At 74.4% G+C, this 24,408-nt stretch carries 21 protein-coding genes; 12 read left to right on the forward strand and 9 right to left on the reverse strand.

What is annotated here, in order from left to right; genetic code table 11:
- Nucleotides 1–76 precede the first annotated feature (76 nt).
- The 8 genes from ACQP60_RS03500 (at nt 77) to ACQP60_RS03535 (ending at nt 9,528) form a co-directional block, all read left to right on the forward strand.
- The gene (locus tag ACQP60_RS03500; RefSeq protein WP_429728439.1) at nt 77–670 is read left to right on the forward strand and encodes a TetR/AcrR family transcriptional regulator; all 594 of its coding nucleotides are present in this window, start codon (nt 77–79) and stop codon (nt 668–670) included.
- Nucleotides 671–772: 102 nt separating this feature from the next.
- On the forward strand, nt 773–1,747 hold the full coding sequence (locus tag ACQP60_RS03505) for a bifunctional riboflavin kinase/FAD synthetase (protein WP_429728440.1): 975 nt from the start codon (nt 773–775) through the stop codon (nt 1,745–1,747).
- Between the two features lie 502 nt (nt 1,748–2,249).
- On the forward strand, nt 2,250–4,025 hold the full coding sequence (locus ACQP60_RS03510; protein ID WP_429728442.1) for a peroxidase family protein: 1,776 nt from the start codon (nt 2,250–2,252) through the stop codon (nt 4,023–4,025).
- A 191-nt stretch (nt 4,026–4,216) separates the two neighbouring features.
- Entirely contained in the window at nt 4,217–4,486 is a 270-nt protein-coding gene (gene rpsO, locus ACQP60_RS03515; protein WP_429728443.1) for a 30S ribosomal protein S15, read from the forward strand.
- Between the two features lie 208 nt (nt 4,487–4,694).
- The gene (locus ACQP60_RS03520; protein ID WP_429728445.1) at nt 4,695–6,932 is read left to right on the forward strand and encodes a polyribonucleotide nucleotidyltransferase; all 2,238 of its coding nucleotides are present in this window, start codon (nt 4,695–4,697) and stop codon (nt 6,930–6,932) included.
- Nucleotides 6,933–6,939: 7 nt separating this feature from the next.
- Complete coding sequence (locus ACQP60_RS03525; RefSeq protein ID WP_429728446.1) at nt 6,940–8,226, forward strand: M16 family metallopeptidase; 1,287 nt, start codon at nt 6,940–6,942, stop codon at nt 8,224–8,226.
- Nucleotides 8,227–8,269: 43 nt separating this feature from the next.
- Complete coding sequence (gene dapB, locus ACQP60_RS03530; protein WP_429728448.1) at nt 8,270–9,043, forward strand: 4-hydroxy-tetrahydrodipicolinate reductase; 774 nt, start codon at nt 8,270–8,272, stop codon at nt 9,041–9,043.
- 11 nt (nt 9,044–9,054) lie between these two features.
- The gene (locus ACQP60_RS03535) at nt 9,055–9,528 is read left to right on the forward strand and encodes a tetratricopeptide repeat protein (RefSeq protein ID WP_429728449.1); all 474 of its coding nucleotides are present in this window, start codon (nt 9,055–9,057) and stop codon (nt 9,526–9,528) included.
- Here ACQP60_RS03535 and ACQP60_RS03540 read toward each other — a convergent pair.
- From ACQP60_RS03540 to ACQP60_RS03555, 4 genes are all read right to left on the reverse strand, one after another.
- The gene (locus ACQP60_RS03540; RefSeq protein ID WP_429728451.1) at nt 9,506–10,063 is read right to left on the reverse strand and encodes a hypothetical protein; all 558 of its coding nucleotides are present in this window, start codon (nt 10,061–10,063) and stop codon (nt 9,506–9,508) included. The two genes, ACQP60_RS03535 and ACQP60_RS03540, sit on opposite strands and share 23 nt — an antisense overlap.
- A gap of 101 nt (nt 10,064–10,164) precedes the next feature.
- The gene (locus tag ACQP60_RS03545) at nt 10,165–11,352 is read right to left on the reverse strand and encodes an MFS transporter (protein WP_429728452.1); all 1,188 of its coding nucleotides are present in this window, start codon (nt 11,350–11,352) and stop codon (nt 10,165–10,167) included.
- Nucleotides 11,353–11,404: 52 nt separating this feature from the next.
- The gene (locus tag ACQP60_RS03550) at nt 11,405–13,279 is read right to left on the reverse strand and encodes a glycoside hydrolase family 3 protein (RefSeq protein ID WP_429728453.1); all 1,875 of its coding nucleotides are present in this window, start codon (nt 13,277–13,279) and stop codon (nt 11,405–11,407) included.
- The gene (locus tag ACQP60_RS03555; RefSeq protein WP_429728454.1) at nt 13,279–14,589 is read right to left on the reverse strand and encodes an MFS transporter; all 1,311 of its coding nucleotides are present in this window, start codon (nt 14,587–14,589) and stop codon (nt 13,279–13,281) included. The genes ACQP60_RS03550 and ACQP60_RS03555 overlap by 1 nt, the downstream gene beginning before the upstream one ends.
- Before the next feature lie 191 nt (nt 14,590–14,780).
- Here ACQP60_RS03555 and ACQP60_RS03560 point away from each other — a divergent pair, with 191 nt between their 5' ends.
- Nucleotides 14,781–15,419, forward strand: coding sequence for a TetR/AcrR family transcriptional regulator (locus ACQP60_RS03560; RefSeq protein ID WP_429728455.1), 639 nt, complete (start codon nt 14,781–14,783; stop codon nt 15,417–15,419).
- A gap of 99 nt (nt 15,420–15,518) precedes the next feature.
- Here the strand turns inward: ACQP60_RS03560 and ACQP60_RS03565 are convergent, their stop codons facing one another.
- From ACQP60_RS03565 to ACQP60_RS03585, 5 genes are all read right to left on the reverse strand, one after another.
- Nucleotides 15,519–17,837: an aryl-beta-d-glycosidase gene (locus ACQP60_RS03565; protein ID WP_429728456.1), complete on the reverse strand. Its 2,319-nt coding sequence runs from the start codon at nt 17,835–17,837 to the stop codon at nt 15,519–15,521.
- Between the two features lie 80 nt (nt 17,838–17,917).
- Entirely contained in the window at nt 17,918–18,427 is a 510-nt protein-coding gene (locus ACQP60_RS03570) for a GNAT family N-acetyltransferase (RefSeq protein WP_429728457.1), read from the reverse strand.
- A 38-nt stretch (nt 18,428–18,465) separates the two neighbouring features.
- Nucleotides 18,466–18,786, reverse strand: a complete 321-nt coding sequence (locus ACQP60_RS03575) for an AzlD domain-containing protein (RefSeq protein WP_429728458.1) — start codon at nt 18,784–18,786, stop codon at nt 18,466–18,468.
- The gene (locus ACQP60_RS03580) at nt 18,783–19,490 is read right to left on the reverse strand and encodes an AzlC family ABC transporter permease (protein WP_429728459.1); all 708 of its coding nucleotides are present in this window, start codon (nt 19,488–19,490) and stop codon (nt 18,783–18,785) included. The genes ACQP60_RS03575 and ACQP60_RS03580 overlap by 4 nt, the downstream gene beginning before the upstream one ends.
- A gap of 60 nt (nt 19,491–19,550) precedes the next feature.
- Nucleotides 19,551–21,017, reverse strand: a complete 1,467-nt coding sequence (locus ACQP60_RS03585; RefSeq protein ID WP_429728460.1) for an NAD-dependent succinate-semialdehyde dehydrogenase — start codon at nt 21,015–21,017, stop codon at nt 19,551–19,553.
- A gap of 94 nt (nt 21,018–21,111) precedes the next feature.
- Between ACQP60_RS03585 and ACQP60_RS03590 the strand changes: the two genes are divergently transcribed.
- Genes ACQP60_RS03590 through ACQP60_RS03600 form a run of 3 tightly spaced genes read left to right on the forward strand, consistent with a single transcriptional unit; the run spans nt 21,112 to nt 24,350 of the window.
- Nucleotides 21,112–21,660, forward strand: a complete 549-nt coding sequence (locus ACQP60_RS03590) for an AAA family ATPase (protein WP_429728462.1) — start codon at nt 21,112–21,114, stop codon at nt 21,658–21,660.
- Between the two features lie 43 nt (nt 21,661–21,703).
- The gene (gene dapA / locus ACQP60_RS03595) at nt 21,704–22,642 is read left to right on the forward strand and encodes a 4-hydroxy-tetrahydrodipicolinate synthase (RefSeq protein ID WP_429728463.1); all 939 of its coding nucleotides are present in this window, start codon (nt 21,704–21,706) and stop codon (nt 22,640–22,642) included.
- Between the two features lie 22 nt (nt 22,643–22,664).
- Nucleotides 22,665–24,350 carry a ribonuclease J gene (locus tag ACQP60_RS03600; protein ID WP_429728464.1) on the forward strand — a complete coding sequence of 562 codons (1,686 nt, stop codon included), beginning with the start codon at nt 22,665–22,667 and terminating at the stop codon, nt 24,348–24,350.
- Nucleotides 24,351–24,408 lie beyond the last annotated feature (58 nt).

A 24,408-nucleotide genomic window follows, 5' to 3' on the forward strand; every position in this document is an offset into this window, starting at 1 on the left:
TCGTTCTTTATGGCAACCCTGCTCCCGGGTCCCTAGACTTGTCAACCGTCCGCCAGTGCCCTCGGGAGGGAGTCCGATGCCGCGAGTGACCGAGGCGCACCGGGAGGCGCGCCGTGCGCAGATCCGGGCCGCCGCGCTGCGCGCGTTCACCGCCAAGGGCTACCAGCGGGCCTCCATCGCCGACGTCGTCGCCGAGTCGGGCCTGTCGGCGGGCGCGATCTACGGCCACTACGACGGCAAGCAGGCGCTGTTCGCGGCGGTCGCCGAGGAGGTGCTCTCGCGGCGCGGCACCGAGATCGACGCCGCCGCGCGCGACGGCGTCCCGCCGTCGCCGATCGAGGTGCTGACCATCCTCACCGGAGGCATGACCCGCGACCTCGAGGACGGCAAGATCCTCGTGCAGCTCTGGGCGGAGGCCACCGTGGACCCCATGATCCACGCCGTCGTCCAGGAGGTGGTGGCGGTGCTGCGCGGGGTCCTGCTGGACGCGCTCCGGGCCTGGTTCGGCGCGCGCCCGGACGTCGCCCCCGACGGCCCGGACGCCGCGGCCCAGTCACTGATCCCCGTGATGCTCGGCCTCGGCCAGGGGTTCCTCATGCAGCGCGCCCTGCTCGACGACTTCGACCCCGACCGGTACCTGGCCGCGGCGGCGGCCGTGCTGCCCGCCTGACGTTCGTGGCGCCCGGCCGGGTCGCGGCGGCGGTCTATCCTTGACCGTCGGCGCCCGGTACGGGTGCCGACGGCCGACCCTCGACGAGACGGAGCGCGACGCGTGCAGGTGTTCACGGACCTGGACCAGGTCCCGGACGGATTCGGCCCGTCGGTCGTCACCATCGGCAACTTCGACGGCGTCCACCGCGGCCACCAGGCCGTGCTCGGGCGCCTCGTGAGCCTGGCCCGCGCCGACGACCGGCTCGCGGTCGCCCTCACCTTCGACCCCCACCCGGCCCAGGTGCACCGGCCGGAGACGGCCCCCGAGCTGCTGACCGGGCTCTCCGACCGCCTCGACCTGCTGGCCCGCACCGGCCTGGACGCCGTGCTCGTCGCGCCCTACACGCTCGACCTCGCCGCGCAGACGCCGGAGGAGTTCGTCACCCGTTACCTCGTCGACGGGCTCGGGGCGCGTACCGTCGTCGTCGGCCACGACGTGCGTTTCGGGAAGGGCAACGCGGGCACGCTCGCCACGATGGTGGAGCTCGGCGGCATCCACGGCTTCGAGGTCGTGGCCGTGGACGACGTCGGCGAGTGCGCGCCCGGCAGCGCCGGGGCGCGCGAGCGCTGGTCGTCGTCGGCGGCGCGCGCGCTGCTCGCCGAGGGCGACGTGGCCCAGGCGGCCGAGGTGCTCGGCCGGCCGCACCGCGTGCGCGGCACCGTGGTGCACGGGGACGCGCGGGGGCGCGAGCTCGGCTTCCCGACGGCGAACCTCGGCCACGCCGAGGGCATGGTCCCCGCCGACGGCGTGTACGCCGGCCGCCTGCTGCGGCCGGCGCTCGCGGAGGCGGAGCCCGGCAACGCCGACGCGGACCTGCCCGCCGCTATCTCCGTGGGGACCAACCCGACCTTCGACGGCGTGGAGCGGCGCGTCGAGGCCTACGTGCTCGACCGCGACGACCTCGACCTCTACGGCGAGACGGTCGTGCTGGAGCTGGTCGAGCGGCTGCGCCCGACGCTGCGCTTCGACGGCATCGAGCCGCTCATCGAGCAGATGCACGCCGACGTCGCCCGCGCGCGCGACCTCCTGCGCTGACGACCGCGCCCGTCCGGCACGGGGGCAGCACGAGGGCAGCACAGGGGCGGCGGGTGAAAAGCGCGCGCGGGTCGTCACGGGCGACGTCCGGGTCCCTCCCTCCTGGCGTGACGGACCGGGCCTGCCCGGTGCGTGGGCCGCGGACCATCCGCGGGCCCGTCGCGACGCGACGCCGCCCTCCCTGATCCACGGCGGCGACCCGTGTCGCAGCGCGCGGTCCCGGGCCACCGTCCACACGGTGGCCCGGGACGTGCTCCGCACGTCGGGCGAGCGAGCCCGGCGCCCGCATCTCCAGATCCCAGAGAGAGGCGGAGCCATGACGGCTCAGGAGACCACCGAGAACCCAGCCCCGGCACCGGAACCGGATCTCAACGCCACGCCGGTGGGCCGCACCGTGCGCAGCGTCAGGCACGGGGGCAGCGTGCGGCCGAGGCCGCGCCCTCGACCGGATCCGCACCCTCCGACGTCACCCGCGCCGCTCCTGCACGACACGGAGCTGGCGGTGCTCCGCGACATCATCGACGGCCGGTTCAACGCGACGACGTCTTTCGACTACCTCTTCCGCGACCTGCGCGGCCGGTTCCCCGCCGCGCACCTGCCCGTCGCCGACGACGGTGCCCCGGGCGAGGGCCCGGTCTCGAACGAGCGGGTGACGGCCATGGTCGTGGCGCTGAAGAAGCTCGGCGCCGCGATGGTCGAGCCCGGGGGGCCGCCGAACCCCGACCTGGACTCGACGATCCCCGCGGTCTACACCTACTGGGGCCAGTTCATCGACCACGACATCACGCTCAACACGAACGGCCCCGACAACCCGCCGGCCGCCGACGACCCGCCGCGGGCCGGCGACCTCGTGCTGGGCGACATCGTGAGCGACCCCTTCACGGTGTTCCCGCCCGAGACCGTCGTCGCGAGCCTGCACAACGGGCGCCACCCGTTCCTCAACCTGGACAGTCTCTACGGCAGCGGACCACGGTTCCCCGGCGAGCCCGGCCGCAGGACGACGCGCAGCGAGGCGGCATACGCCTCCGGCGACCCCGCGAAGCTGGCCCTCGGCCGCGTGGCGACGGAGCCGGTCCCCGGGTTCGACCTGATCGCACCGGGCGACGACGCGCAGCGCGACCTGCCGCGGTTCACCGTCGAGGAGGTCGCGGCGCTGACCGTCGACCCGGCGGAGCGCCCGGTGCCCGGGACGGCCAAGATCCCGGACGGCCGCAACGACGAGAACCTCGTCGTCGCCCAGTTCCACCTGGGCCACATCCGGTTCCACAACGCCGTCGTGGACCGGGTCCGGGAGCTCGAGCCGTGGCTCACGGTGGACGACCGCGCCGTCTTCGACCGCGCGCAGCAGCTGGTGCGCTGGCACTACCAGTGGCTCGTCGTGCACGACTACCTGCGTACGCTCACCAAGCCGGGGGTCCTCGACGAGGTGCTGGTGGAGCCGTCGTTGCTGTTCCGGCCGCGTCGGCCGGTGGCGATGCCGCTCGAGTTCGCGGTGGCGGCGTTCCGGTTCGGCCACTCCATGGTGCGCAACGGGTACGACTTCAACGTCAACTTCGGCCGTGGCGACCAGCCGCCGACACCCCCGAAGGCGGCGTTCGCGAGCCTGGTGCAGCTCTTCGAGTTCACCGGCGGCGGCTCGATCAACCCCGACGGCTTCGGGGACGCGCTGCCGTCGAACTGGCCGATCGACTGGGCGCGCTTCGTCGACAAGGGCGACCCGGACCGCAGGCGCTCCGCGGCGAAGATCGACCCGTTCCTCGCGAACGGGTTGTCGACCATGCTGAAGGAGGGCAACGACGCGGACCTGGACCCGGGCGTCCGGGCACTCCTCAAGCAGCTTGCCCAGCGCAACCTGCTGCGCGGCTACTGGCTCTCCCTGCCGACGGGCGAGGCCGTGGCCCGGGCGCTGCACGTCACGCCGCTGAGCGGCGAGCAGCTCACGCGCGGCGCGGGCCAGGACGTCAAGGACGCGCTGGCGGAGCTCGGAGGCACCCCGCTCTGGTACTACGTCCTCAAGGAGGCCGAGATCCAGGGCAACGGGAACTTCCTCGGCGACGTCGGGAGCCGGATCCTGTGCGAGACGTTCGTCTACCTGTTGAGGAAGGACGAGGACTCCTACGTCAACCACGGCTGGACCCCGGCGGACGGCGTGCGCGTCGACGGCGGGAAGATGATCACGACGATCTCCGACCTGCTCCGGTTCGCGGGGGTGCTCGCCATGGACGACGGCACCTTCCGGACGTCCGCCGGTCACCCTGCCGGTCAGGACGGGGACTGAGCGCCCGCGTGACCGGACGTGCGCCAGGACGTACGCACGGACGTGTCGAGCCGCACGTCGCCCCCGCCCGGTCTCGGGGCGGGGGCGACGTCGTGCGCTGGTAGCATGGTGGGGCCGTACGAACGGCCGCGGATCCAGAGCGCCCGGTGAATCAGTCCCGGAGCACCGCGCAACGACACCGAAGGAGAGCCATGCCGCTCGACGCTGCCACCAAGCAGTCCATCATCACCGAGTACGCCACTCACGAGGGCGACACCGGCTCGCCCGAGGTGCAGATCGCGCTCCTCACGCAGCGCATCAACGACCTGAACGAGCACCTCAAGGAGCACAAGCACGACCACCACTCGCGTCGTGGCCTGCTGCTCCTCGTCGGCCAGCGCCGCCGCCTGCAGGCCTACCTGCAGAAGGTCGACATCGAGCGCTACCGCGCGCTGATCCAGCGCCTCGGCCTGCGCCGCTGACTCTGCCGACCAGCCCGGTCACCCTCGCGGGGGCCGGGCTGGTCTGGTGTGATGTCCCTGTCATAACCACCATCGCGCCGCCGGATCCTCGTCCGGTCCTCGGTAGTGGCCTCCCGAACCGTCCGGCCCCGGGCCGGGCCCGGCTCCGTGGGCCTCGATCGAAGACCGCCGAGCCGTGGCGGCGCCCTCGAGATCAAGGAGGGCACCCGTGGAGGGTCCCGAGATCCAGTTCGCCGAGGCCGTCATCGACAACGGCCGCTTCGGCACCCGCACCGTCCGCTTCGAGACGGGCCGCCTCGCCCGCCAGGCCGCCGGCTCCGTCGCCGCGTACCTGGACGGCGAGACGATGCTGCTGTCGGCCACGACCGCCGGCAAGCACCCCAAGGACCAGTTCGACTTCTTCCCCCTGACGGTGGACGTCGAGGAGCGGCAGTACGCCGCCGGCAAGATCCCCGGCTCGTTCTTCCGCCGCGAGGGTCGCCCCTCGACGGAGGCGATCCTCGCCTGCCGCCTCATCGACCGCCCGCTGCGCCCGCTGTTCGTCAAGGGCCTGCGCAACGAGGTCCAGGTCGTCATCGACGTCCTGGCCATCCACCCCGACGACGCCTACGACGTGCTGGCGATCAACGCCGCGTCGGCGTCCACGCAGATCTCCGGCCTGCCGTTCTCCGGCCCGGTCGCGGGCGTGCGCGTCGCGCTGATCGACGGCCAGTGGGTCGCGTTCCCGAAGTACTCGGACCTCGAGCGCGCCGTCTTCAACATGGTCGTGGCCGGCCGCATCGTGGGCGACGACGTCGCCATCGCGATGATCGAGGCCGAGGCGACCGACGACGCCTGGAAGCTCATCAAGACCGAGGGCGTCGCCGCGCCGACCGAGGAGGTCGTCGCCCAGGGCATCGAGGCGTCGAAGCCGTTCCTCAAGGCCCTCTGCGAGGCGCAGGCCTCGCTCGCCGCCCAGGCGGCCAAGGAGGTCCAGGAGTACCCGGTCTTCCTCGACTACCAGGACGACGCGTTCGCCGCCGTCGAGGCCGAGGTCGGCCCCGCGCTGCGCGACGCGCTCGCCATCGCGGACAAGCAGGACCGCGAGAACCGCCTCGACGAGATCAAGACCGGCATGGTCAGCGCGCTCACGGCCGAGGGCTTCGAGGGCCGCGAGAAGGAGCTGTCCGCCGCGTACCGCTCGCTGCAGAAGAAGCTCGTGCGCCAGCGCGTTCTCACCGAGGGCGTGCGCATCGACGGCCGTGGGCTCGCCGACATCCGCACCCTGTCGGCCGAGGTCGAGGTCATCCCGCGCGTGCACGGCTCCGCCCTGTTCGAGCGTGGCGAGACCCAGATCCTGGGCGTCACCACGCTGAACATGCTGCGCATGGAGCAGCAGATCGACTCGCTCGGGCCGGTCACGCGCAAGCGCTACATGCACAACTACAACTTCCCGCCGTTCTCCACGGGTGAGACGGGCCGCGTCGGCAGCCCGAAGCGCCGCGAGATCGGCCACGGCGCGCTGGCGGAGCGGGCCCTCGTGCCCGTCCTGCCGAGCCGCGAGGAGTTCCCCTACGCGATCCGCCAGGTCTCGGAGGCGCTCGGCTCGAACGGGTCGACGTCGATGGGCTCGGTCTGCGCCTCGACGCTGTCGCTGCTCAACGCGGGCGTGCCGCTGAAGGCGCCGGTCGCGGGCATCGCGATGGGCCTCATCTCGGACACGGTCGACGGTGAGACCCGCTACGCGGCCCTCACCGACATCCTGGGCGCGGAGGACGCGTTCGGCGACATGGACTTCAAGGTCGCCGGCACCAGCGAGTTCGTCACGGCCATCCAGCTCGACACCAAGCTCGACGGCATCCCGGCGTCGGTCCTGGCGGGCGCGCTGACCCAGGCCCGCGACGCGCGCCTGACCATCCTCGAGGTGCTCGCCGAGGCGATCGACGTGCCCGACGAGATGTCCCCGAACGCGCCGCGCGTCATCTCCGTGAAGGTGCCGGTCGACAAGATCGGCGAGGTCATCGGGCCCAAGGGCAAGATGATCAACCAGATCCAGGAGGAGACGGGCGCGGACATCTCCATCGAGGACGACGGCACCGTGTACATCGGCGCCACCGACGGCCCCTCGGCCGAGGCCGCCCGCGCGGCGATCAACGCGATCGCCAACCCGCACGTCCCCGAGGTGGGCGAGCGCTTCGTCGGCACCGTCGTCAAGACGACGTCGTTCGGCGCGTTCATCTCCCTCTCGCCGGGCAAGGACGGGCTGCTGCACATCAGCCAGATCCGCAAGCTCGTGGGCGGCAAGCGCGTCGAGAACGTCGACGACGTGCTGTCCGTGGGTCAGAAGGTCCAGGTCGAGATCGGTGAGATCGACCCGCGCGGCAAGCTCTCGCTCGTCGCGGTGACCGAGGACGAGAAGGCCGACGAGGCCACCGAGCCCACCGCCGACGCACCCGCGGAGGCCTGACGCTCTGATGTCCTGGCACCTTCCGCTCGTCCCTGCGGGCGAGCCCGGTGCCGACCTGCCCGGCGGTGTTCGTGTGCTCACCGAGTCGATGCCGGGCCTGCGCTCGGCCACGGTGGGCGCCTGGGTCGGCGTCGGCTCCCGCGACGAGACCGACGGACACTTCGGCTCCACGCACTTCCTCGAGCACCTGCTGTTCAAGGGCACCCCGCGGCGCTCCGCGATGGACATCGCCGAGGCGTTCGACGCCGTCGGCGGCGAGGCCAACGCGGCCACGGGCAAGGAGCACACCTGCTACTACGCCCGCGTGCTCGACGCCGACCTGCCGATGGCGGTCGACGTCATCGCCGACATGGTCACCTCGGCGCGCCTCGACGAGGGCGAGCTCGAGACCGAGCGCGGCGTCATCCTCGAAGAGCTCGCGATGAACGACGACGACCCGGGCGACGTCGTGCACGAGGAGTTCTCCGCGGCCGTGCTCGGCACGCACCCGCTCGGCCGGCCGATCGGCGGCACCCCGGACACGATCCGGGCCGTGCCGCGCGACGCCGTCTGGGAGCACTACCGCTGGCACTACCGGCCCGAGACCCTGGTGGTCTCCGCCGCGGGCGGCGTCGACCACGACGCGCTCGTCGGACAGGTGGCCGACGCGCTCACCACCGGCGGCTGGGACCTGGCCGCCGGGGCGGCCCCGCGCGACCGGCGCCCCACCGCCGCGGACCCCGCCGGCGTCCCCACCGAGGGCGTCGAGCTCACCGTGCGGCGCCAGGTGGAGCAGGCCAACGTCATCGTGGGGTCCACGGGCCTCGCCGCCACCGACGACCGCCGCTTCACGCTGTCCGTGCTCAACGCCGTCCTGGGCGGCGGCATGTCGTCGCGCCTCTTCCAGGAGGTGCGCGAGCGCCGGGGTCTGGCGTACACCACGTACTCGTTCGCGTCCGGCCACGGCGGGCTCGGCACGTTCGGCCTGTACGCGGGCTGCTCGCCCGCGAAGGTCGACCAGGTCACCGAGCTGCTGGTCGCCGAGCTCGAGCGCCTGGCGGCGGACCCCATCACGGACGCGGAGCTGGAGCGCAGCATCGGCCAGCTCTCGGGCGGCCTCGTGCTCGGCCTGGAGGACTCCGGGTCGCGCATGAGCCGCCTGGGCAAGGCCGAGCTGGTGTACGGCGAGCTGCTGACCCTCGAGGAGTCCCTCGAGCGGGTCCGCGCCGTGACCGTCGACGACGTCCGCGAGCTCGCCGCCGACCTGGCCGCGCGGCCGCGGTCCGTCGTGCGCGTCGGCCCGTTCGGCGACTGACACCGGTCCGCAGGACACGAAGAACGAGATCGGAGACTCATCGATGACCAAGACCATCAAGGTGGCCGTGCTCGGGGCGGCGGGGCGCATGGGCGCCACCGTGTGCCGGGCGGTCGAGGAGGCGGCGGACCTCGAGCTCGTCGCGCGCCTCGACGCGGGTGACGCCGTCGACGCGGGCAGCCTGGCCGGCGCCGACGTCGCGATCGACTTCACGGTCCCCGCCGCCACGGAGGCGAACGTGCACGCGGTGCTCGACGCCGGCGCGCACGCCGTCGTCGGGACCACCGGGTGGGACGACGCCTCGCGCGGCCGGGTCGTCGAGCACCTGGAGCGCGTCAACGCGGCGCAGCCCGGGCAGGAGGGGCTCGGTGTGCTCATCGCGCCGAACTTCGGCCTGTCCGCCGTGCTGGCGATGACGTTCGCGGCCAAGGCGGCGCGGTACTTCGAGTCCGCCGAGGTGGTCGAGCTGCACCACCCCGAGAAGGTGGACGCCCCGTCGGGGACGGCGCGGCACACCGCCGCGGCGATCGCCCGCGCGCGGTCCGAGGCCGGCCTGGCCGCCATGCCGGACGCCACGGAGACGGGCGTCGAGGCGCGCGGCGCCGACGTCGACGGCGTGCGCGTGCACGCGGTGCGGCTGCGCGGCCTCGTGGCGCACGAGGAGATCCTCTTCGGGAACGTCGGCGAGCAGCTCGTGATCCGGCAGGACTCGTTCGACCGGGCGTCGTTCATGCCCGGCGTGCTGCTGGCGGTGCGCGAGGTCGTCTCCCGGCCCGGGCTCACCGTGGGCCTCGAGAACGTGCTGGACCTGTCGTGACGGAGCCGGGCGTGCAGCGCCCGCGCCGGCGGCTGCCGCGCGGGCTCGCGGGGGCGGTCGCCGTCACCGCGCTGCTCGCGCTGTACGTCTGGCAGATCGCCGGGCGCGGCGTGTCGATGATCGGCACCGGCGAGCCGGTGCTGATCGCCATCGGCCTGGCCGTGCTGGTCATCCCGCTGCTCGTCATCGTGCTCATCGCGCGCGAGTACCGCCTCGCGACCCGCGTGCAGCACATGGCCGACGTGCTCGCCGCCGCGGGTGAGCTGCCCGTGGACGACCTGCCGCGCTCGCCCGGCGGCCGGGTGGACCGCGCGGCGGCGGACGCCGCGTTCGAGGAGCGCCGCGCTGCGGTGGAGCGCGACCCGGACGACTGGAAGGTCTGGTACCACCTGGCGTTCGCCTACGACGCGGCCGGCGACCGTCGCCGGGCTCGCGAGACGCTGCGCAAGGCGTCGTCGATGTTCAGGCCGGGCGCGACGTCCTGACCCGGCCGCCGGCCGGAGATCCGGGGACCGCCGGGCCGAGCGGCGCGAGCCGCGCCCAGCAGTACAGCCCGTGGCGCACCTGCTGCGCGCGGTCGGCGAGCCCGCCCAGTGCGACCAGGGCGGCGGCGAGCCGGTCGGCGGCGGGCAGCGCCGCGCCGCTCGCCGCCGCCCACGTGCGGGCGACGGCGACCAGCCGGTCCGGGGCCGCGGCGGCCAGCGCCTCCGCGAGCTCGTCGGAGACGGTCACCACCCAGGGGCCCTCGTCCGCGCCGTCCACGAGCGTGCCGTGCCGCGGGTGGGCGGTGACCTCCGCGTACGGCCGCCCGCACAGGGCCTCCGCGACGCGCCCCAGCATCACGAACGGCTCCACCGCCGGCAGCCGCACGGTGTCGAAGAGCGGCCGGCCCGAGCCGCGCGCCAGGACCGACGGCCCTGCCTCCTGGTGCACCACCGTCGCGGCGACGGCGTCGGTGGGCGCCGCGAAGTAGTCCGTCACGAGCGGGGCTGCCCCCGACAGGTCCCTCTGGACGTTCACAGGAAACACGGTCGCACAGGGGTGCTACGGGCGCGTCACGGCGTCGTGACGGCCCGGGAACGGATCGTCGGGGTCGTCGGGGCCGACCGCCCTCGGGCCGCCTACGACGACGCGTGGCGCGGGAACGCCTGCCGGGCGACGAGCACCGCCACGAGCGCGACGGCGACGATCGCGGCGCCGGTCAGCGCGAGGGCGCGCGGCCCGGGGCCGGCGACCACCGCCGCGCCCACGGCCGCGCCGAGGCCGATGCCGAAGTTCGACGTCGCGTTGACGAACGCGCCGGCGACGTCGGGCGTGGCGCCCTGGGTGCGCAGCGCCGCGGCCTGGAACGTGGCGGGGATGGCGCCGAACGCGGCGAGCCACACGCCGGCCGCGACGAGCACGCCGACGGCGCCCGGGAGCGCCAGGGCGAGCGCGACCAGCGACACGGCGATCGCGCCCATCGCGACGATCGTCAGGGCGCGCGGGCTCCGGTCGAGGTAGCGGGCGGCGCCCCAGAGGCCGACGAGGCCGAGCGCGCCGAAGACGAGCAGCACCGGCCCGACGGCGGCCTCCGACAGCCCGGCGGCCAGGAGCAGCACCGAGATGTACGTGTACACGGTGTACTGCCCGCCGAAGAGCACCGTGTTGGTGCCCACGACGAGGCCGAGCCGGGCCCGCCCGCGGCGGGCCGCCGCCGCGTCGCGAGGGGCGGCGGGCTCGACGGCGACCGACGGCAGCAGGCGCGCCACGAGCAGGGCCGTCACCGCGCACACGGCGGCGAGCACGCCGAACGACCAGCGCCAGCCCACGGCCGCGCCGAGCGACGTCGACAGCGGGACGCCCAGCACGAAGCCGAGGGTGCCGCCCGCGGTCACGAGGGTGAGGGCCCGGCCGGTGTAGAGCGGGCTGACCAGGCGCGCGGCGTACGCGATCGACACGGAGAAGAACACCGCGTGGCCGAGCCCGCCCAGCACGCGCGCGCCCGCCACGACGGCGTACGACGGCGCGGCGGCGACCAGCAGGTTGCTCGCCGCGTACGTGGCGAGCGTGCCGAACAGCAGGGGCTTGCGGGCGAGCGACCGGGTGGCGATCGTCAGCGGCACCGCGCAGGCGGCGACCACGAACGCGTAGACCGTGACGAGCAGGCCCGCCGTCGACTCGCTCACCCCGACGCCGCGCGCGACCTGCGGCAGCAGGCCCACCGGCAGCACCTCGGTGGTGATGGCGACGAAGTTGGCGACGCCGAGGACGGCGATGCCCGCCGCGGCGTCCCGGACGGTGCGGGCGGGGGCCGGGGAGGACGTCACCGCCTCATCCTCCCATCGGTGGTCGCGGGGCGCGGCGGGCGCCCACCACCCGTCAGAACGCCAGGCCGTGGCCGAACCGGAACAGCGGGTCGGCGGTGTCGAACGCCACGTCCTCGCGCGAGGCCTCCACCGCGGCCGTCGACCGCGGCAGGTCGAACGGGAGCCTGCCCTCGGCGGGCACGACGCCGGTGAGCGCGTCGAGCAGCGCGGGCGTGGAGGCCCCGAAGTTCGCGACCAGCGAGCCGCCGTCGCCCAGCGCCTCGAGCACGGGGGCGAGGATCGCGGGCCGGTCGAGGTAGACGTCGACGACGGTCGGCACCTGCGCCGCGACCTCGGCCACGTGCGCGACGACGTCCGCGGGGAAGTCGAGCGAGCCGGCGTGGAAGAAGCCCTCGAAGCCGGGCCCGCGGTCGTCGTACGGCGCCTTGAGGCGCAGCAGCGCGACGTCGGCCTCGGCGGGGGAGGCGACCAGGGTCGCGCCATCGAGCCCGTCGACGACGTCGGCCGCGCCCTCGACGTAGACGCGCAGGCCGCGGGCCAGCGGGAGGCGCGCGGCGCCGTCGGCCGCGGACGCCAGGGGCGTGACGGACCGAGACTGGGCGCGGCGCCCGGCGGCCACGAGGTCCGGGTGCCCGACGACGGACGCCGCGGCGTCGGCGTCGACGTAGCGGGCGCCGTCGAACAGGCCGAGCTCGAACTTCTCCCGCAGCAGGCGGGCGACGGACTCGTCGACGCGCTCCTCCGTGACGCGCCCGGCGCGCACCAGCTCCACGACGAGCTCGGGGCACGCCTCGCCGCCGAGCTGGTCGGCGCCGGCCGCGAGGATCCTCTCCAGCCGGTCGACGGGTGCGAGGTGCTCGACGCCCCAGGCGCGAGCCGGGAACGGCTGACCGAGGATCTCGGCGTCGGACACGAGGCCCCAGTCGGTGCAGACGATCCCGTCGAAGCCGAGCTCGTCGCGCAGCAGCCGCGTGAGGATCTGCCGGTTGAACCCGAAGCCGACCTGCTCGACCGCCTCGGGCCCGTCGCCGAGGTCGGCCTCGAGGCCGACCGGCATGCCGTAGTACGGCATCATCTGCCGCGTGCCGGCGGCGAGGAGGGCCTTGAAGGGCTCCAGGTGCTCGGCGAAGCGTCCTCCCGGGTACACCTGCTCGCGGCCGTAGGCGAAGTGCGGGTCCTCGCCGTCCTGCTGGGGCCCGCCGCCCGGGAAGTGCTTGGTCATGGTCGAGACGGAGCGCTCGCCGAACGTGCCGGGCAGGCCGGCCTCGCGGGCGACGTCGCCGGTGGCCTGGAACCCGCGCACGTACGCGGCGCCCATCCGGCCGGTGAGCCCCGCGTCCTCGCCGAAGGTGCCGTTCGCGCGGGCCCAGCGGGGCTCGGTGGCGAGGTCGACCTGCGGGTGCAGGGCCGTGCGGATCCCGACGGCGAGGTACTCGCGGCGGGCGGCGTCGGCGTGCTCCTCGACGAGGCGCTCGTCGCGGGTGGCGGCGAGGCCGAGCGTCTCGGGCCACTGCGAGAACGGCCCGGACAGCAGCGCGGTGCCGGGGTTGTCGGTGAACGCGTGCCGCGGGTCGGTGGACACCGTGACCGGGATGCCGAGGCGCGTGGACGCCGCGAGCTCCTGGAGCCGGTTGTGCCAGAGCGCGAACTCGTGGGCCGTGGCGGGCGCCGCGAGCACGTTGAAGTGCGTCATCTGCCGCTCGACCACCATGTCGGTGGTGGCCGGCACGCCCATCGCGGACGGGCCCTCGGACAGCTCGCCGCCGGCGCCCACCTCGATCATGGTCTGGAAGAGCTGGCCGGCCTTCTCCTCGAGCGTCATGCGCGCGAGCAGGTCGGCGACGCGCTCGGCGACGGGGCGGGTCGCGTCCCGGTACGGGGCGTCGGCGGGGACGGGTGCGTCGGCGGTGCCGGTCGGTGCGGTCATCAGCGGGCTCCTCGGATGAACAGGGTGGCCACGGCGCCGAGGGCGACGATGACCGCGGAGATCGCGAACAGGGCGGTGTAGTTGCTGCCGCCGGCGCCGATGGCGAGGAACGCCGGGGCGAGGGCCGGGGCCACCGACTGCGGCAGGGCGTTGGCGATGTTGAACACGCCCATGTTCTTGGCGGCCTCGGTCTCGGCGTTCGGCAGGACGTCGGTGACGAGCGCGAGGTCGACGGCGAAGTAGGCGCCGAGGCCGGCGCCGAACAGCGAGGCGCCCAGGTAGAGCATGCTCGGGCCCTGGACGAGGGCGAACGTCAGCAGGCCTGCGCCGGCGAGCAGGGTGGCGACGACCACGAAGACCTTGCGGCGGCCCGTGCGGTCGGACAGCACGCCGCCCAGCAGGGAGGCGACCACCATGACGACGGCCTGCACGACCATGAGACGCAGCTGCCAGCTCAGCGCCGTGGCGTTGTCGAAGCCGAACCGGTCGATGAGGAAGTACAGCTGGTAGGTGTTGTACAGCGCGAAGCCGAACAGCATGAGGAAGCGGCCGAGGAACGTCCACGCGAAGTCGGGGTGCTGGCGCGGCGAGACCCAGAAGCCCTTGAGGAACGCTCCGAGGCGGAACGGGGCGATGTCCGCGGCGTCGAGGTGGCGGTCCTTGAGGACGGCCACGAGGGCGAGCACGCCGACGACGGCCAGGAACGTGGGCACGAGGAAGATCCAGATCTCGTTCGCCCCGGCGGCGGTGAAGCCGAAGGCGAGCGCGATGCCGACCAGCGGGGCGAGCTGCTGGGCCATGCCGAGCAGGCTGGAGACCCGGGCGCGCTGGGACTCGGCGACCTGGTCGGGCAGCAGCGCCTGGAGCGCGGCCTGGGTGCCGTTCATCGCGGCCTGCGTGACGGCCCACCCGATCACGACCAGCCAGATCGCCGGCGCGAACGCGATGAGCAGGAGGCCGACGGCGCCGAGGAGCACACCCCACAGGAGCCAGGGCCGGCGCATGCCGAGCCGCGACGTCGTGCGGTCCGACAGGGCGCCGGCGATCGGGTTCGCGACGAACGCGAAGAACGCGCCGACGCCCGTGACGAGGGCCAGGTTGGTGGCACGGGTCTCGGGCGTGGACAGGGCGTCGACCTTGAGAGCCAGCGTGCTGACCACCGGGGTGAGCACCGCGATGTACAGCGTGAAGAACGCGAGGACGTAGGCGACGACCGTCCCGGTGCCCGCGGCGGCGCGGGCGGCCTCCGGGGCGCGGGTCGGGGACGCGGGGGACTGGCCGGCCGGGGCGGGGGCCTGAACGTCTGCCATGGACGACTCCTGATTCTCTGCCGGGCCCGCCGTCGGACCCGCCTGGCGACCAATGCCTACCGGCCGGTCGGGAAGTGAGGTTACCGCATGGTAGGGATTGCTGCCAAGGGCTCTGCTGGGCGGCGCGCGGGTGAACGGCCGTGTCGGACGCGGTGGGCTGACGACGGGAGATCGAGGGGAGAATGGCCGACGTGAGCGACACGACGATCGAGGACGAGACCGCGCCCCGCCGGGGCTATGCCAAGGGGCGGGCCAAGCGCGAGGAGATCCTGCAGGCGGCGATCGTCGCGTTCGCCGAGGTCGGCTACCACGGCGCCTCGTTGCGGGACATCGCGGCGCGGGTGGGCATCTCGCACCCGGGCCTGCTGCACCACTTCCCGACCAAGGCCGCGCTGCTGAAGGCGGTGCTGGAGCACCGCGACGCGGTGGACTTCGCGGACTTCGACACCGACGTCGAGCAGGGGCGCACCATGTTCGAGGCGCTCGTGCGCCTCGTGGAGCGCAACGCCCTGCGCCGTCCGGTCGTGGAGGTGTTCGCCGGGCTCGCGGCCGAGGCGACGTCGGCCGACCATCCGGCGCACGAGTTCTTCGAGGCGCGCTACCGCGACACCCTGGACCGCATGCGACGCGAGCTGGAGCGGCTCCGCGACGCGGGGCGCCTCCGCGACGGCGTGGACCCGGGCGTCGCCGCGCGCACGGTGGTGGCGCTCATGGACGGGCTGCAGGTCCAGTGGCTGTACTCGCTCGAGCGGCCGCGCGCCGAGCGCGTCGACATGGCCGCGGACCTGCGGGCCTACCTGGACCTGATCGTCGTCGACCGGGCCGGCTGAGGCTGCGCGCTCCGCCTGCCTTCGAGCAAGCGATCGGTCGCGCCATCGGCCCGGATGGCGCGACCGATCGCTTGCTCGAAGGCAGGTCGGGCGCGTTCGTCAGGCGTTCGCGGCCGCCACGAGCTGCTCGAGCGTGCCGCGGTCGAAGCCGGCCAGGCCGAAGTCGGCGATGACCGCGAGGGGCATGTCCGTCGCCATGGCCAGCATCGACGGGTCGATCGGCGTCGCCTCGAGGGCGGGCCGGATCATCGCGCCGGCGACCGGGTGGGCCAGGGCCTCGCCGAGCGTCGACAGCTGGTGCAGCGGGAGGGTGACGTCCTCGCCGACGACGTCGACCACCAGCTCGGCGCGCAGGTCGCGGGACGAGGCGCCCACGGCGACGCGGAACTCGCCGCCCTCCAGCACCCAGCGGCGCAGCACGGGGTGCCAGTAGGACAGGTCGCGGGCGTCGAGGTCGACCGTCACGACCCGCGACCCGCCCGGCTCCAGGTGCACCTTGGCGAACGCCTTGAGCTCGCGCTCGGGCCGCTGCACCTGGGCCTGCGGGTCGCCGACGTACACCTGGACGACCTCCGCGCCGGCGACGGCGCCGGTGTTGGTCACCCGCACGGCGACGCGCACGCGGGCGTCGGCGCCGGAGCCGGTCACCTCGGCCGTGGCGTCGTCGTACGCGAACGTCGTGTAGGTCAGGCCGTGCCCGAACGGGTAGGCGACGTCGACCTTGCGGGCGTCGTACCAGCGGTAGCCCACCAGCACGCCCTCGCCGTAGCGGACGTGGCCGAGCTCGCCGGGGAAGTTCCCGAAGGCGGGGGTGTCCTCGAGGCGCAGGGGCAGGGTCTCGGTGAGCCGGCCCGACGGCGCGACGGCGCCCGTGAGGACGTCGGCGACGGCGGAGCCGCCGGCCTGGCCGCCCAGCCAGCCGGTGAGCAGCGCGGGGGCGTCGTCCTGCCACGGGGCGACCGAGATGGCCGAGCCGCCGGCGAGCACGACGACCACGCGCGGGTTCGCCGCGGCGACGGCGCGCAGCAGCGCGACCTGGTCGTCGGGCAGGTCGAGGTGGTCGCGGTCGTAGCCCTCCGACTCGTACGCGGCGGGCAGGCCGAGGAACACGAGCACGGTGCCCGCGCCCCGCGCCGTCTCGACGGCCTCGGCGACGAGCGCGTCGGGGGAGCGGTCGTCGGCGGGGCCCTCGGCCAGCGTGTAGCCCGGGGCGAACGGCAGGTCGGTGCCGGCTGCCTCGCGCAGCGCGGTGAGCGCGGCGTCGAGGCGGGTCGGGTTGACCTGGGAGGAGCCGGCGCCCTGGTACCGCGGGGTGCGGGCGAGCTCGCCGACGACGACGGCGCCGGCGAGCGCCTCGGGCGCCAGGGGCAGCAGGGGCGCGCCGTCGACCAGGGCGTTCTTCAGCAGCACCGTGCCCGCCGCGGCGGCCTCGCGGGCGAGCGCGTGGTGGGCGTCGACGTCGAACGAGCCGGGGGCGTCCAGCGCCGGGAGGGAGCGGGCGACCAGGTGCAGCACGCGGCGCGCGGCGGCGTCGACGAGGGACTCGTCGAGCGCGCCCGAACGGACGGCGGCGACGACCTCGGCGTCGGTGCGGCCGCCCGACGACGGCATCTCCAGGTCGAGCCCGGCGGCGACGCCGGCGACGCGGTCGCGGACGGCGCCCCAGTCGGAGACGACGAGGCCCTCGAAGCCCCACTCGTCGCGCAGCACCGTGGTGAGCAGCCAGTCGTGCTGCGAGGCGTAGGCGTCGTTCACCTTGTTGTAGGCGCACATGACGGTCCAGGGCTGCGCCTTCGTGACGACGCGCTCGAAGGCCGGCAGGTAGATCTCGCGCAGCGTGCGCTCGTCGACGTCGGCCGACACGCGCATCCGGTCGGCCTCCTGGTTGTTGGCGGCGAAGTGCTTGAGCGACGTGCCGACGCCGAGGGACTGGATGCCCTCGACCAGGGCCGTCGCGAGCTCGCCGGCCACGACCGGGTCCTCGGAGAAGTACTCGAAGTTGCGACCGCACAGCGGCGACCGCTTGATGTTGACGCCCGGTCCGAGCAGGACGGCGACGTCGTTCGCCCGCGTCTCGCGCCCGAGCGCCGCGCCGACCCGGCGCAGCAGGTCGGTGTCCCAGCTCGACCCGAGCGCGGCCGCGGTCGGGAAGCAGGTGGCGGGCACGCTGTTGCCGAGCCCGAGGTGGTCGGCGGTCTCGTCCTGCTTGCGCAGCCCGTGGGGGCCGTCGGTGACCATCACGGACGGGACGAGGGTCTCGCCGTCGCGCTCGACCTGCTGCGTGTGCCAGAAGTCGACGCCGGAGAGCAGGGAGGCCTTCTCCTCCAGCGTGAGCGACGCGAGCACGCGCTCGACGTCGAACGGGTGGGCGGGTGCAGAGGTGGGTTCTGAGGCGGGCACGGTCTGGTCGAGGGTCACGGGGCGCTCCTGGGGTCGACGACGGGCAACCCCTGCAGCGTAGCAAGAAACCTACCGTGCGGTAGGGAAGAGCGGTGCGCTCAGATGGCGGCGGACCAGCGCCGCTCGACGACGTCCCGCACGCCGGTGGCCAGGGTGCGGGACGTGCCGTCCGGCCCCAGGCCGGCCGAGGAGAGGAACCGCTCGCGCGCGGAGTCGTCGTCGAGCACCCAGGTGACGACCTGCTCGGCGCCGTCGGTGCGGAGCCGGTCGACGGCGGCGGACAGGAGCCGCGAGCCGTGGCCGCCGCGCTGGTGGCGAGGCTCCACCTCGAGCGCCACGAGCTGGCCCGGTCCGACCGCCGCGAAGCCGACGATCTCCGGTCCGTCGAGCGCGACGAGCACGGCGAAGCCCGGCCCCGGGGGTGCGGTGATCGCCTGCGCCCACCGCTCGCGCATGGTGTCGGTGTCAAGCGCGTCGACGACGCCGTCGCCCAGCGCCACCTCGTGCGTCGCGCGCCACGCCGACACCTGGACGCGGGTCACCGCGTCCTCGTCGCCGGGGACCGCCGGGCGGACCGAGACGTCGGCCGTCTCGCGGAAGAGTGCCATCGGGCCACCCTAGTGACCGGAGGACCCCGCGCGGTCCGTCAGCCCCAGCCGAGGGCGCGCAGCCCCGCCGCGGTGGCGGCCGCGAGGACGACCACGAGGATGAACGGGGCGCGCAGGGCGAGGGCGATCGCGGCGACGGCGAGCGCCGGCACGCGGGCGTCGACGACGAGGGCCTGCCCGTCCGCGAAGGTCTGCACGACCACGAGCGAGACGAGCAGCGCCACCGTCACCAGGGTCGACGTGCGCTGCACGCGCTCCGTCGCGAGCCAGTGCTCGGGGATGAGGTGGCCGGCGAGCTTGAGCCCGAAGCTCAGCAGCGAGGCGGCGAGGACGGTCACCCACAGCACGGCGGTGGTCATGCGGCCTCCTTCCGGTCGTCCGTCGCCGGGGTGGCGACCACGCCCACGACGATCGCCACGGCCGCGGCGGCCAGGACGGGCACGCCCGCGGGGACGACGGGGATGAGCGCGGCGGTGACGGCGACGGCGAGCGCCGCGACGACCTGCGCGCGCCGGGCGGCCAGGCGCGGCCACACGAGGGCGAGGAACGCGGCCCCGGCGGCGGCGTCGAGCCCCCAGGCGCGCGGGTCGCCCAGGGCGTCGCCGGCGAGCGCGCCCAGCAGCGTGAACGCGTTCCACAGCACGAACACGCCCACCCCGGTGACCCAGAACCCGGCCCGGGTGGCGGCGCGCTCCCGCTGGCCGACGGCCACCGCCGTCGACTCGTCGATCGTGAGCTGCGCCGCGGCGAGGCGGCGCCAGCCGCGCACCTCGAGCAGCGGCGCGACGACGGCACCGTACAGCGTGTTGCGCACGCCCAGCAGGGTCGACGTGGCGATCGCGGCGACGGGGGACCCGCCCGCGGCGACGACACCGATGAGGGCGAACTGCGACCCGCCGGAGAAGAGCAGCAGGCTCAGCGCCATGGTCTGCGGCACGCTGACGCCGGCCACGACCGCCAGGGCCCCGAACGAGATGCCGTACAGGCCGGTGGCGACCGCCACGCTCGCCCCCTGGCGTGCGGCGGACCGCACCGCCGGGTCGCGCCCCTGTCCACGTGTCACGCCGGTAGGAAATCACGGCGCGCGCCGGCGCGGGAAAACGCCCGGCACGGACGCCGGCGCTCAGAGCGCCACGTACACCGTCTCGAGGAACTCCTCGAGCCCCGCCTCGCCGCCCTCGCGGCCCAGCCCGGACTGCTTCATCCCCCCGAAGGGGGCGCTCGCGTCCGAGACCATGCCCCGGTTGATGCCGATCATCCCGGCGTCGATCTCGGCCCCGACGCGCAGGGCCCGATCGAGGGACGTCGTGTAGGCGTAGGCCGCGAGCCCGTACTCGGTGTCGTTGGCGAGGGCGAACGCCTCGTCGTCGTCGGCGAACCCGACGACGGGTGCGACCGGGCCGAAGATCTCCTCGCGCACGGCCCGCGCGTCCCGGTCGACGCCGGCGAGCACGGTGGGCTCGAAGAACGTGCCGGGACCGCCGGGTCGTCCGCCGCCCGTGAGCACCTGGGCGCCGCGGCCCGTGGCGTCGTCGACGAGCTCGGCCACCTTCGCGACGGCCTTCGCGTCGATGAGCGGGCCGACGTCGACCCCGGCGACGTCGCCTCGCCCCACCCGCAGGCCCGCGAAGCGGTCGGCGAGACGTCGCGCGAACTCGCGCGCGACGGAGTCGTGCACGAGGAAGCGGTTGGCCGCGACGCACGACTGGCCCGCGTTGCGGAGCTTCGCGACAGTCGCGCCGTCGACGGCGGCGTCGAGGTCCGCGTCGGCGAAGACGACGAACGGCGCGTTGCCGCCCAGCTCCATCGACGTGCGCAGCACCTGGTCGGCGGACTGCTTCAGCAGCGTGCGGCCGACGGCGGTGGAGCCGGTGAAGGACAGCTTGCGCAGCCGGTCGTCGGCGAGCAGCGGCGCCACGAGGTCGCCGGAGCTCGCGGTCGGCACGACGTTCACGATGCCGCGTGGGAGCCCGCGCTCGGCCGCCTCGGAGCGGATGACCTCCGCGACGAGCATCGTGGTGAGCGGCGTCTGGTGGGCGGGCTTGATCACGACCGTGCAGCCGGCCGCGAGCGCGGGGCCGATCTTGCGCGTCGCCATCGCGATGGGGAAGTTCCACGGCGTGATCAGCAGCGCCGGGCCCACCGGCCGTCGGTGCACGAGCTGGCGGTTCGCGCCGGCGGGGGCGGTGCGCACCAGCCCGTCGGCCCGGACGGCCTGCTCGGCGTACCACCGCAGGAAGTCGGCGCCGTACGCGACCTCGGCCCGCGCCTCGGCCAAGGGCTTGCCGCACTCGGCGGTGATGAGGGACGCGACGGCGTCGCCGCGCGCGACGAGCCGCTCGTAGACGGCGCGCAGCAGCTCGGACCGCTCGCGCGGGGCGACGGCGCGCCAGGCGGAGGCGGCGTCGGCCGCCGAGGCGAGCGCGCGCCGGCCGTCCTCGGGGGAGGCGTCGGCGACGTCGAACAGCACCTCGCCGCTGGCGGGGTCGGTGACCTCGAACGTCCGCCCGCCCGAGGCCGCGGTCCACTGGCCGTCGGCGAGCATGCCGGTCGGCAGGTGGGCCACGAGCGCGGGGGACAGCGAGCTCATGCCCCGAGTATGCACAGGGGCCGGTCCGCTCGACACGGGGAACGGCAGACCTCGCCCGTGGCTGGTCGCCCGTGACGTTCCCTACGATCGACGGATGGGTGACGGGCGGCGTGCGGGCGGGACGACGCTGCTGCTGCTCAACGGGCTGCCGGGCGCGGGCAAGTCGGCCGTGGCACGGGCGCTCGCCGCCGGTCGTCCCGGCACGCTCGTCCTCGACGTCGACGTGGTCCGCACGCTGATCTCCGGCGACCCGGCCGACCCTGCCGACACGGCCGAGCCGGCCCGGCACCTCGCCCTCGACATGGCGCGCTCGCACCTGCGGACCGGTGCGGACGTCGTCGTCCCGCAGCTCGTGGCACGGCCCGACCAGGTGGCGCGCTTCGCGCGCGCCGCCACGGACGGCGGCGCGCGGTTCGTCCACGCGATCCTGCGGGTGGCGGCGCCGACGCTCGCGCGCCGCACGGCGGCCGACGACGCCGTCGGCCGCGCGGCCCACCGCGCCGGTCTCGACGCCGCCGCCCGGGACGCCTACGCGGCGGGCCTGGACGACGTGGCCCGCGCGCCGAGCGTGATCGAGGTCGACGCCGACGGCGCGGGCGTCCCGGACCTGGCGGCGCGGCTGGGGCGGCTGCTCGACGGGTGAGTCCCGTCCGTCGTGCCCGGTCGCGCCCGGTACGGTTGACCTCATGACGCTCGCCGCTTCCGCCGCGCGCCCCTTCGGCGCCGTCCTCACCGCGATGGTGACCCCCATGACGCCCTCGGGCGACCTGGACCTGGATGCGGCGGTCAAGGTGGCGAAGCGCCTGGTGGACGACGGCAACGACGGGCTCGTGCTGTCGGGCACCACCGGCGAGTCGCCGACGACGCACGCCCCGGAGAAGGCGGACCTCGTGCGTGCCGTGGTGGACGCGGTGGGCGACCGGGCGTACGTCCTGGCCGGCGCCGGGTCCAACGACACCGTGCACGCCGTGCGCATGGCCGAGCAGGCGGCCGAGGCGGGCGCCCACGGCCTGCTCGTCGTCTCGCCCTACTACTCCCGGCCGTCGCAGGAGGGCCTGTACCGGCACTTCGCGACCGTCGCCGACGCCACCGAGCTCCCCGTCATGCTCTACGACGTCCCGGGGCGCACCTGCGTGCGGATCGCAGCGTCGACCTACGAGCGCATCGCGCGCCACCCGCAGGTCGTCGCGACGAAGGACGCCACCGGCGACGTGTCGTCCGTCGCGCCGCTGGCGGCCGCGACGGGCCTCGCCTGGTACTCGGGCGACGACAGCCTGCTGCTGCCGTTCCTCGCCATGGGCGGCGCCGGCGTCGTGTCCGTGTCCGCGCACGTCGTGGCCGGGGCGTTCGCCGAGGTCGTCCGCCGCTGGGACGCGGGGGACACCGCCGGCGCCCTGCAGGCCTACCTGCCCACCGTGCCCGTCATCGAGGCGCTCAACGGCGCCGGCGCGCAGGCCGTGATGGCCAAGGCGGCGATCGAGGCGCTCGGCCTCGTCGACAACCGCGCGCTGCGCCTGCCCAACGTGGCCGCCTCCGAGGACGACGTCGCGCTGGTGCGCGACGCCCTCGCGACGGCGGGCTACCTGAACGACGGCGTCCGTGCGGGCGCCACCACACTTCCGTAAGACCTACCGGCCTGGAGGCCCCGTGAGCCACCCTCACCCCGAACTTCCCCTGCCCCCCGCCCTGCCGTCGAAGGGGCTGCGCATCGTGGCCCTCGGCGGCCTGGGCGAGGTGGGCCGCAACATGGCCGTCCTCGAGTACGAGGGCCGCCTGCTGGTCATCGACTGCGGCGTCCTCTTCCCCGAGGACCACCAGCCCGGCGTCGACCTGATCCTGCCGGACTTCGAGTACATCAAGGATCGTCTCGACGACATCGAGGCGATCGTCCTCACGCACGGGCACGAGGACCACATCGGCGCCGTGCCGTACCTGCTGCGGCTGCGGCGGGACATCCCGCTGGTCGGGTCGCGCCTCACCCTCGCGTTCGTCGAGGCGAAGCTCAAGGAGCACCGCATCAAGCCGGTGCTGCGCGTCGTGGCGGAGGACCAGACCGCGCGCTTCGGCCCCTTCGACTGCGAGTTCGTCGCCGTCAACCACTCGATCCCGGACGCGCTCGCCGTCGCCGTCACGACCGGCGCCGGCACGGTGCTGCACACCGGCGACTTCAAGATGGACCAGCTGCCGCTCGACGGCCGCATCACCGACCTGCGGGCGTTCGCCCGGCTCGGTGAGAAGGGCGTCGACCTGTTCATGGTCGACTCCACCAACGCGGAGGTGCCGGGGTTCGTCACGAACGAGGTCGAGATCGGCCCGGTCCTGGACAACGTCTTCGCGCAGGCTGAGAAGCGGATCGTCGTCGCGTCGTTCTCCTCGCACGTGCACCGCGTGCAGCAGGTGCTGAACGCCGCGCACGCGCACGGCCGCAAGGTCGCGCTCGTCGGCCGCTCGATGGTGCGCAACATGGGCATCGCGGCGGAGCTCGGCTACCTCGACGTCCCGCCGGGCGTCCTCGTCGAGCTCAAGCAGGCCGCGAGCCTGCCGGACGACCGCATCGTCTACATGTCGACCGGGTCGCAGGGCGAGCCGATGGCCGCCCTGAGCCGCATGGCCAACGGCGACCACAAGGTGCAGGTCGGCCACGGCGACACCGTGATCCTCGCGTCGTCCCTCATCCCGGGCAACGAGAACTCGGTGTTCCGCGTCATCAACGGGCTCACGCGCCTCGGCGCGCGCGTCGTGCACTCCGGCAACGCGAAGGTGCACGTGTCCGGCCACGCGAGCGCAGGCGAGCTCCTGTACTGCTACAACGTGCTCAAGCCGAAGAACGTCATGCCCGTGCACGGCGAGGTCCGCCACCTGGTGGCGAACGGCGCGCTCGCCGTCCGCACGGGCGTGCCCGCCGACCGCGTGATCCTCGCCGAGGACGGCGTCGTCGTCGACCTCGTGGACGGCAAGGCGTCCGTCGTCGGTGCGGTGCCCTGCGGGTACGTCTTCGTCGACGGCTCGACCGTGGGCGCGGTCACGGAGAACGAGCTCAAGGACCGCCGCACGCTGTCCGAGGAGGGCTTCGTCTCCGTCTTCGCCGTCGTCGACACCGCGACCGGCAAGGTGATCGCCGGCCCGCAGATCCTCGCCCGCGGCATGGCCGAGGACAACGCGGTCTTCGAGGAGATCCAGCCGGACGTCGTGGCCGCGCTCGAGAACGCGATCGCCGGCGGCGCCACGGACACCTACCAGCTGCAGCAGGTGATGCGCCGCGTCATCGGCCAGTGGGTCAACCGGCGCCTGCGCCGCCGGCCGATGATCGTGCCGGTGGTCGTCGAGGCCTGACCGTCCCGACGAAGGCCCTGGTCGGGGCGCACGAGCGGCGGGGCCGCGCCACTATGCT

The sequence above is a fragment of the Isoptericola variabilis genome, from assembly GCF_050311655.1.
Classification (GTDB): Bacteria; Actinomycetota; Actinomycetes; order Actinomycetales; family Cellulomonadaceae; genus Isoptericola; species Isoptericola variabilis.